The organism is Streptomyces sp. NPDC058964 (assembly GCF_042741275.1).
Classification (GTDB): domain Bacteria; phylum Actinomycetota; class Actinomycetes; order Streptomycetales; family Streptomycetaceae; genus Streptomyces.
Genome location: NZ_JBHYKH010000132.1, coordinates 11,346 through 19,189 on the forward strand (window position 1 = coordinate 11,346; position 7,844 = coordinate 19,189).

8 protein-coding genes are annotated in these 7,844 nt (G+C 72.8%); 6 read left to right on the forward strand and 2 right to left on the reverse strand.

Going from position 1 to position 7,844, the window contains the following annotated elements; genetic code table 11:
• Positions 1 to 41: 41 nt before the first annotated feature.
• From ACFW2E_RS18430 to ACFW2E_RS18455, 6 genes are all read left to right on the forward strand, one after another.
• On the forward strand, positions 42 to 392 hold the full coding sequence (locus tag ACFW2E_RS18430; protein ID WP_384467618.1) for a hypothetical protein: 351 nt from the start codon (positions 42 to 44) through the stop codon (positions 390 to 392).
• Positions 393 to 424: 32 nt separating this feature from the next.
• Positions 425 to 1,657 (forward strand): NAD(P)/FAD-dependent oxidoreductase, encoded by a 1,233-nt coding sequence (locus ACFW2E_RS18435; RefSeq protein ID WP_384467604.1) that lies wholly within the window; start codon positions 425 to 427, stop codon positions 1,655 to 1,657.
• A gap of 64 nt (positions 1,658 to 1,721) precedes the next feature.
• Complete coding sequence (locus tag ACFW2E_RS18440; RefSeq protein WP_384467606.1) at positions 1,722 to 2,087, forward strand: Rv2175c family DNA-binding protein; 366 nt, start codon at positions 1,722 to 1,724, stop codon at positions 2,085 to 2,087.
• Positions 2,088 to 2,486: 399 nt separating this feature from the next.
• Positions 2,487 to 3,140, forward strand: a complete 654-nt coding sequence (gene thiE, locus ACFW2E_RS18445) for a thiamine phosphate synthase (RefSeq protein ID WP_384467608.1) — start codon at positions 2,487 to 2,489, stop codon at positions 3,138 to 3,140.
• A gap of 154 nt (positions 3,141 to 3,294) precedes the next feature.
• Positions 3,295 to 4,218, forward strand: coding sequence for a methylenetetrahydrofolate reductase [NAD(P)H] (gene metF / locus ACFW2E_RS18450; RefSeq protein WP_384467610.1), 924 nt, complete (start codon positions 3,295 to 3,297; stop codon positions 4,216 to 4,218).
• A 56-nt stretch (positions 4,219 to 4,274) separates the two neighbouring features.
• The gene (locus tag ACFW2E_RS18455) at positions 4,275 to 5,231 is read left to right on the forward strand and encodes a hypothetical protein (protein ID WP_384467612.1); all 957 of its coding nucleotides are present in this window, start codon (positions 4,275 to 4,277) and stop codon (positions 5,229 to 5,231) included.
• A 36-nt stretch (positions 5,232 to 5,267) separates the two neighbouring features.
• On the opposite strand, the gene ACFW2E_RS18460 is transcribed toward ACFW2E_RS18455, so the two are convergent.
• Positions 5,268 to 6,776: a phytoene desaturase family protein gene (locus ACFW2E_RS18460; RefSeq protein ID WP_384467614.1), complete on the reverse strand. Its 1,509-nt coding sequence runs from the start codon at positions 6,774 to 6,776 to the stop codon at positions 5,268 to 5,270.
• Positions 6,777 to 6,822: 46 nt separating this feature from the next.
• Positions 6,823 to 7,437 carry a DUF4126 domain-containing protein gene (locus tag ACFW2E_RS18465; protein WP_384467616.1) on the reverse strand — a complete coding sequence of 205 codons (615 nt, stop codon included), beginning with the start codon at positions 7,435 to 7,437 and terminating at the stop codon, positions 6,823 to 6,825.
• Positions 7,438 to 7,844: the final 407 nt, after the last annotated feature.

Below are 7,844 nucleotides of genomic sequence, written 5' to 3' on the forward strand. Positions count from 1 at the left end.
CTAGCCCGCAGAGCTTCGACCTTGTAAGGGAGCCTCCGCCCATGGCCCGCTCGCTCGACGGTCTGACCCTCGCCCCCGTCGCCGACCAGGCCCCGGGTCAGGTCGGTACCCGGACCCGGTTCGCCTACCACGAGAAGGACGGCGAGATCTGGGCCGAGTACGCGGGTGGTGACGTGGTGCGCGGGCATCTCGTGGGCACGCGTGAGGGCGACCGGCTGGACTTCCGGTACGTGCAGCTCAAGCACGACGGCACCACCTCTGCCGGGCACTGCGTGTCGACGGTCGTCGAGCTGCCGGACGGCCGGGTGCGCCTGGAGGAGACCTGGGAGTGGGAGTCGCAGCCGGGCAGCGGAACGAGCGTTGTGGAACAGCTCACTCAGCACGCCCCCTGACTGACGGTTCGTCAGTTGTCTATGGTGATCGGGTGAGCGAGCAGACGCAGCAGCGGGGCACGTCAGGGGCGCGGCGCGTGGTCGTCGTCGGCGCGGGCATGGCCGGGGTGCAGACCGCGGTCGCCCTGCGGGAACAGGGCTTCACCGGCGCCGTCACGGTGATCGGCGCGGAGCCGCACCAGCCGTACGACCGCCCGCCGTTGTCCAAGGCCGTGCTGCTCGGCAAGGCCGAGGGTTCGGCCTTCGAGGTCGACTTCGAGTCGCTCGGCATCGAACTCACCCTGGGCCGTGAGGCGTTGGGCGTGCGCACCGCCGACCGCGAACTGGACACCGAGTCCGGGCCCGTTGCGTACGACGTCCTGGTTCTCGCGACCGGCGCCGAACCGGTCCGGCTGCCCGGCACCGAGGGCGTCCCCGGCGTCCATCTGCTGCGCACCCTGGACGACGCGGAGCGGCTGCGGCCGGTGCTCTCCCGGCAGCACGACATCGTGGTCGTCGGCGCGGGCTGGATCGGTGCCGAGTTCGCCACGGCGGCACGTGAGGCGGGCTGCGCGGTGACGGTCGTCGAGGCCGCCGACCGCCCGCTGGCGGGAGCGCTCCCGGCCGAGGTGGCCGCGCCGATGGCCGCCTGGTACGCCGACAGCGGTGCCACTCTGCGCACCCACGCGCGCGTGGTGCGGGTCGAGCCGGGCGCGGTGGTGCTCGACGACGGCGCGCGGCTGCCCGCGGGCGCCGTCGTGGTCGGCATCGGCGCGCGCCCCGCCACCGACTGGCTCTCCGGTTCGGGCATCGAGCTCGGCGCGCACGGCGAGATCGTGGCCGACGACCGTCTGCGCGCCTCCGTCCCCGACGTGTACGCGGTCGGCGACTGCGCCTCCTTCCCCTCGGCCCGGTACGGCGAGCGGCTGCTCGTCCACCACTGGGACAACGCCCTCCAGGGCCCGCGCACCGTGGCCGCCAACATCGTCGGCGAGGCCCCGGCCGTCTACGACCCGGTCCCGTACTTCTGGTCCGAGCAGTTCGGCCGCTTCGTCCAGTACGCCGGCCATCACGCCTCGGCCGACCGGCTGCTGTGGCGTGGTGACCCGGTCGGGCCCGCCTGGACCGTCTGCTGGCTGCGGGAGGACCGGCTGGTCGCCCTGCTGGCGGTGGGCAGGCCGCGCGACCTGGCGCAGGGGCGGCGGCTGATCGAGGCGGGCACGCCGGTGGACCGGGAGATCCTGGCGGATCCGGCGCGGCCGCTGAAGGAGGCCACGGCACGGTAGTGAAAACGCCCAGCTCGGACGGGCCCGGCTTCCGACTGTCAGTCCGGGATGGCAGGCTGTTTCCGTGACCGAGATTGACGCAAAGACCGATGCTCTCGTCCCCGCCTGGCTCACGCTGCCCGACATCGCCGAACAACTCGGCGTCGAGGTGACACGTGTGCGGCAGCTGGTCAAGGAGGGCCAGCTCATCGCCGTACGCCGTGGCGAGAACCGCGCGCTGCACGTCCCCGCCGCCTTCATCGACGGGGACAAGGTCGTCAAGGGCCTGGCCGGGACCCTGACGCTCCTGCGGGACGACGGCTTCACGGACGAAGAGATGCTGGAATGGCTCTTCACTCCCGACCCCTCCCTGCCCGGCACCCCCGCCCAGGCCCTGAGCGAGAACCGGGGCACGGAGGTGAAGCGGCGCGCCCAGGCGCTCGCCGTCTGAACCCGAAACACACCGAACCGACGCAACGGCTCCCGGGCCCGGTGCAGCACCGCGGGGGCCGTTGCCGAGGACAGTCCCGCATGAAGCGGGCGCCGACTCCGGTGTGGCGTGCCACGTCCGGATGAGCCGTGGGCCGGCGTGCCGGGTTCGGTTCCGGCGGCCCGTGTGCGCCGGTGGTTCGGCGGGTGTGTGACCTGCCAGGCCGGTACGGCAGCTCCGGGGCCGGGGTCTGCCGGCTGAACCGTCCGGGTAAGGTCCGGGGCGCAGGGGCGGGACCGTGCCGATGAGCCGTGGGCCGGCGTGCCGGGTTCGGTTTCAGCGGTGCGCCGGCGCGCCGGAGCCCTGCCGGCCGCAGGCACCGTCATCGCATCGCATCGAACGAGCCGGGGGACCCATCCCATGTCCGACACCACCACCGCGCGCACCCTCCTCGCCGACGCCCGTGTCTATCTCTGCACCGACGCCCGAAAGCGCCAGGGCGACCTCGCCGACTTCCTGGACGCGGTGCTGGCCGGCGGGGTCGACATCGTGCAGTTGCGGGACAAGGGCATGGAGGCGGCCGAGGAACTGGAGCACCTCGAGGTGTTCGCCGAGGCCTGTGCACGGCACGGCAAGCTGCTCGCCGTCAACGACCGCGCGGACGTCGCCCACGCCGCCCGTTCCGACGTGCTCCATCTGGGCCAGGGCGACCTCCCGGTGCCCGCGGCCCGGGCCCTCCTCGGCGACGACGTACTCATCGGCCGCTCCACGCACGCCGAGGCGGAGGCCGCCGCGGCCGCCGTCCAGGAGGGCGTGGACTACTTCTGCACGGGCCCCTGCTGGCCGACCCCCACCAAGCCCGGCCGCCACGCCCCCGGCCTGGGCCTGGTCCGCCACACCGCCGCCCTCGGCACCGGCCGGCCGTGGTTCGCCATCGGCGGCATCGACCTCGGCAACCTCGACGAGGTGCTGGAGGCGGGCGCGCGCCGGGTGGTCGTCGTCCGCGCGATCACGGAGGCGGACGACCCGGGAGCGGCCGCGGCGGAGTTCCGCAAGCGGCTGCGGCAGGTCTAGCCGCCGTCACCGTCCGTGTTCCCGGCGGGTTCCCGCGTGCCCGGTGACCCGCCGTCGTACGGCTCCTGTCCAAGGGGTGGACAGAAACCCGACAAAACGAGCAAATTGCCGGTGCTCGGTTGGGCCTCCGGCCACCCCTGACTAACCTGCGGGTATGGCCCTCGGAACCGCATCGACCAGGACGGATCGCGCACGCACCGTGCGCGACATCCTCGGTACCGGCAAGACGACGTACTCGTTCGAGTTCTACGCGCCGAAGACCCCCAAGGGCGAGCGGAGCCTGTGGAACGCGCTCCGCAGGGTCGAGGCGGCCGCTCCCGACTTCGTCTCCGTGACGTACGGTGCCGGCGGCTCCACCCGGGCGACGACGGTCAAGGAGACCCAGCAGATCGTCGTCGACACGACTCTCACCCCGGTCGCCCACCTCACCGCGGTCGACCATTCCATCGCGGAACTGCGCAACATCATCGGCCAGTACGCGGACGCCGGGATCCGGAACATGCTCGCGGTGCGCGGAGACCCGCCGGGCGACCCGATGGGCGAATGGGTGCCGCACCCCCAGGGACTGACCTACGCGGCCGAACTCGTCCGGCTCATCAAGGAGTCGGGCGACTTCTGCGTGGGTGTCGCCGCCTTCCCGGAGATGCACCCGCGCTCCGCCGACTGGGACACGGACGTCGAGCACTTCGTCGACAAGTGCCGTGCGGGCGCCGACTACGCCATCACGCAGATGTTCTTCCAGCCGGAGTCGTATCTGCGCCTGCGCGACAGGGTCGCGGCCGCGGGCTGCGAGACCCCGGTCATCCCCGAGGTCCTGCCGGTCACCAGCGTGAAGATGCTGGAACGGCTGCCCAAGCTCAGCAACGCCCACTTCCCGGACGCCCTGAAAGAGCGGATCCTCACAGCGAAAGACGATCCGGCGGCGGTACGCTCCATTGGCATCGAATTCGCCACGGAGTTCTGCGCACGGCTGCTGGCCGAGGGAGTGCCCGGTCTGCACTTCATCACGCTCAACAACTCCACGGCTCCGCTGGAAATCTACGAAAACCTGGGTCTGCACCATCCACCGCAGGCCTAGACCGGCCGCACGGGTATACGACACACTGCGTAGCGGTCACTGGGAGAGGGGCGTACATGGGCTGGACGGTCCTCTACATCGCGTTCGGCATCGTCGCGCTGTGGTTGCTCGGTGAGGTGCTGCTGCAGTACAAGGCGCGTCTGCGCTGGCGACTGATCGCCTTCGGTGGCTTTCTCGGCGTCGTGCTCGGTGTCCTGATGCATTCGGTCGTCGTCATCGGTCTGGGCGCGGCGGCCTTCACGATCGGCCAGACCTACGTCACGTTGTCGTTCCGCCGCGGCTTCGTCGCGGGCTGGGCCGTCAAGCGCCCCGAAGGCGACGCGGGCGGCTCCAAGCGCCGCCGCGGCAAGGCGGACAGTCACGACCCCAGCCTCGAGGTGTCCGACCTGGAGGCGGCCGACGGCGACTACGACGAGCAGGACGGCCGCGACGACGCCTACGGCCGCGACAGCGTCTCCGCGTACGGCGACGACTACGACCGCGACGACGTGTTCACGCCGGTCCGCTCCGCCGAGCCCACCGCCGCCGAGGCGACCGCCGTCTACGAGCCGCAGCCCCTCCCGGAGGACACGGGCTCCTACGGCATATACGGGGACCGCGCCTACGCCACCGCCGGTCAGCCCCAGGACCAGAACTACTCGACGGCCGGGCAGGGCACCGACCAGAGCTACGCGTACGACTACTCCGGCTACGGCCAGCAGCAGTACGGCTATGACACCGGCGGGCAGCAGCAGTACGCCAACTACTCCGACCCGTACATCGGCACCCAGACCTACGGCGGCGGCGCCTCGTACGGCGATGGTTACGGCGGCGAGCAGTACGGCCAGCAGGCCTACGGCCAGGACCAGTACGCCGCGGGCAACTACGGTCAGACCCCGGCCGGCGGCGTCTGGGTCCCGCAGCAGCGCACCGACGAGACGTACGGCGGCGAGCTCCCGCAGGAGCAGCAGTACCCGTACCAGGGCAACGGGCAGCAGCCCGGCAACGGGTTCGACGAGCAGTACCGTTTCTGAATCCGGCGATCGACGGTCCGGCCGCCGGCCGGGGGCTCACTGGGAGCCCCGGAACCCCGGTCCCTCCACGATCAGTCCCGCGACCAGCGCGCCCGACATTCCCGCGTGGGGAAGCCCGCCGCCGGGGTGCGACCAGCCGCCCACCCGGTACAGGCCCGGCAGCCGCGTGGTGTTCCCCGGATGCAGGTAGCGGCCCCCGCCTGCGGCGAGCGCGGGGGCGGGCACGGCACCTGACCCGGCGCCCGTCTCGTCCGCGCTCCGGCCGGGCGTACGCACCTCGCGCCAGACGAGCCGCTCGGCCAGCCCGGGAACGGCGGCCTCCGCGGCCGCCACCAGGAGGTCGGCGAAGCGCTCGGCCGCCGCGTCCGGCATGCGGTCGGCATCCGCCGGAGCCACCGCGGACACGACCACCGACTCGTGCGCACCGTCCGGTCGCAGGGCCGGGTCGTCGGGCCGCAGCACGGTCACCGTGGGCCGCACCGGCCCGGTGCCCGCAGAGGCCAGACGGTCCAGCTCGGCGTCCCGGTCCGGGGCGTGCACGACGGTGCGGTGCGCGGCACCGGCCTCGCGAGCGCCGCGCAGGGCCAGCAGCACGGTGAACCGTCCGGGCCGCGGAGCCGCCGTCCCGGCGCGTACGTCACCGTCCCCGTCGAGCGGATGCCCCGTCAGCCCCCGCAGCCGTACCGGATCCACGTCCGCCACCACGTGGTCCGCCTCGGCCACCTTGCCGTCGGCGAGTTCCACCCCGGCCGCCCGCCCGTCCTTCTCCAGGATCCCGGTGACCTCGGCGCCGAAGACGAACTCGACCCTGCGGGCCAGGCACCGCTCGTACACCGCGCGGGCCAGCTCCCGCATGCCGCCGCGGACGTACCAGATGCCGAAGGCGTGCTCCATGTACGGCAGCACGGCCGCGCTGGCGGGAACGACCCGCGGGTCGAGGCCGTACGCGAGCGCGTGGCTCTCCAGCAGCGCCGCGAGGCGCGGGTCGCGCAGCTCCCACGCGCCGACCTCGGCCAGCGTGCCGGCCCGGCGGGTGCGCAGCAGGCGCTTGTGCGGGACGGACGGATACGGCTCACGGTCCGCCAGCACCGACCAGTTGGGCCACAGCGGCTCCTCCAGCAGGGGCCGGCGGGTGCGGTCCCAGGCCTCCCGGGCCCGTACGAGGAAGTCGCCCCAGCGTTGTCCCGTACCGGAGCCGAGCGCCTCGTCCAGGGCCGAGACGACACCCGCGCGCGAGGCGTTCGGCAGGGAGACCTCCGTGCCGTCCGCGAACACGTGCCGCGACGAAGGGTCGACCTGCGTCAGCTCGACGCACGCCTCCAGCGGCTCCTTGCCGGTCTTGACGAACAGGTCGCGGTAGACGGCGGGCAGGGGCAGCAGCCCGGGACCGGTGTCGAAGCGGAACCCGTCCCGCTCGAACCGGCGCACCGCTCCGCCGTACGTGTCCGTGCGCTCGTACACCACCACCCGGTGGCCCGCGACGGCCAGCCGGGCGGCGGCCGTCATCGCGCCCATCCCGGCGCCGATCACCGCAATCCGTGCCATGCCTGCGACTTTATCGACCACCACCGACAGCCGATGCCCCGGGCGGTCAGTCCGGCGGCCGTTCCACCTGCCCGGCCAGCCGCCGTTCCTCCCGGCGCTGGGCCCTGCGCCGCAGGAAGCGGCGGATCCGCGAGACCAGGAAGTACAGCACGGTCAGTCCGGCGGCCAGCAGTACCGCCGCGATGACGGCGGCCGCCTCGGGATGGAACATCGCGAACGTCACGATGCCGGCCACCCCGAAATCCTCGGCCAGGCTCATGACCACATTGCTGAGGGGCTCCGGCGAGGCGTTGATCGCCATGCGGGTGCCGGCCTTGACCGTGTGACTGGCGAGCGCCGTCGAACCGCCGACCAGGCCCGCCGCCGCATCGGACAGGGAGCCGCTCTGCCCGGCGAGCAGCGCCCCGACCCAGGCACCCGCCAGCGGCCGGACCACGGTGTGCACGGAGTCCCACATCGAATCGACGTACGGGATCTTGTCGGCGACCGCCTCGCACAGGAACAGCGCGCCCGCCACGGCGAGGACCTCGGGGCGCTGCAGCGTCTCGGGCACGTCGTCGCTCACTCCCGCCGCACCGAAGAGACCGAGCAGAAGCACCACGGCATAGGCGTTGACGCCGCTCGCCCAGCCGCTGGTGAAGACGAGGGGGAGTACGGACACGGAGGCGATCGTAACCAGTCCGAACCGGTACGTCCTGGGCATGAGCGCGGACGGCTGAGTATCCGTACCCAGTGAGTGAGATGAGTACGCGCGCGGATGGGGGCCGACCCGCGCGGACGGGACAGTGGAGACACGGAAAGGGGCGCGACCCCCGGCACCGCCGACACGGGGCGGCGGAACGGGAACCGCGCCCTTGGCCGCTCCTTCCGCCGATCCGTCGGCGGAAGCGAGGCACGGGGGGAATGCAAGGGGACCCGGGGGAAGACCGCAACGGGTTCCGACGGGGGACCGCACGGGAGACCGTGCGGGCAAGCACGGGGGCACCGGGAGAAACGGGGGAGTACGGAAGGGGGCGGGCCCGCCCTTAACCGCCCGGGCGCCGGGCCCCGCACCCGCGGCGCCCCCGT

Coding starts and splice junctions, on each gene's coding strand:
- ACFW2E_RS18430 (WP_384467618.1), top strand. CDS start 42: ATGGCCCGCTCGCTCGACGGTCTGACCCTCGCCCCCGTCGCCGACCAG.
- thiE (WP_384467608.1), top strand. CDS start 2,487: ATGTCCGACACCACCACCGCGCGCACCCTCCTCGCCGACGCCCGTGTC.
- metF (WP_384467610.1), top strand. CDS start 3,295: ATGGCCCTCGGAACCGCATCGACCAGGACGGATCGCGCACGCACCGTG.
- ACFW2E_RS18455 (WP_384467612.1), top strand. CDS start 4,275: ATGGGCTGGACGGTCCTCTACATCGCGTTCGGCATCGTCGCGCTGTGG.
- ACFW2E_RS18460 (WP_384467614.1), bottom strand. CDS start 6,776: ATGGCACGGATTGCGGTGATCGGCGCCGGGATGGGCGCGATGACGGCC.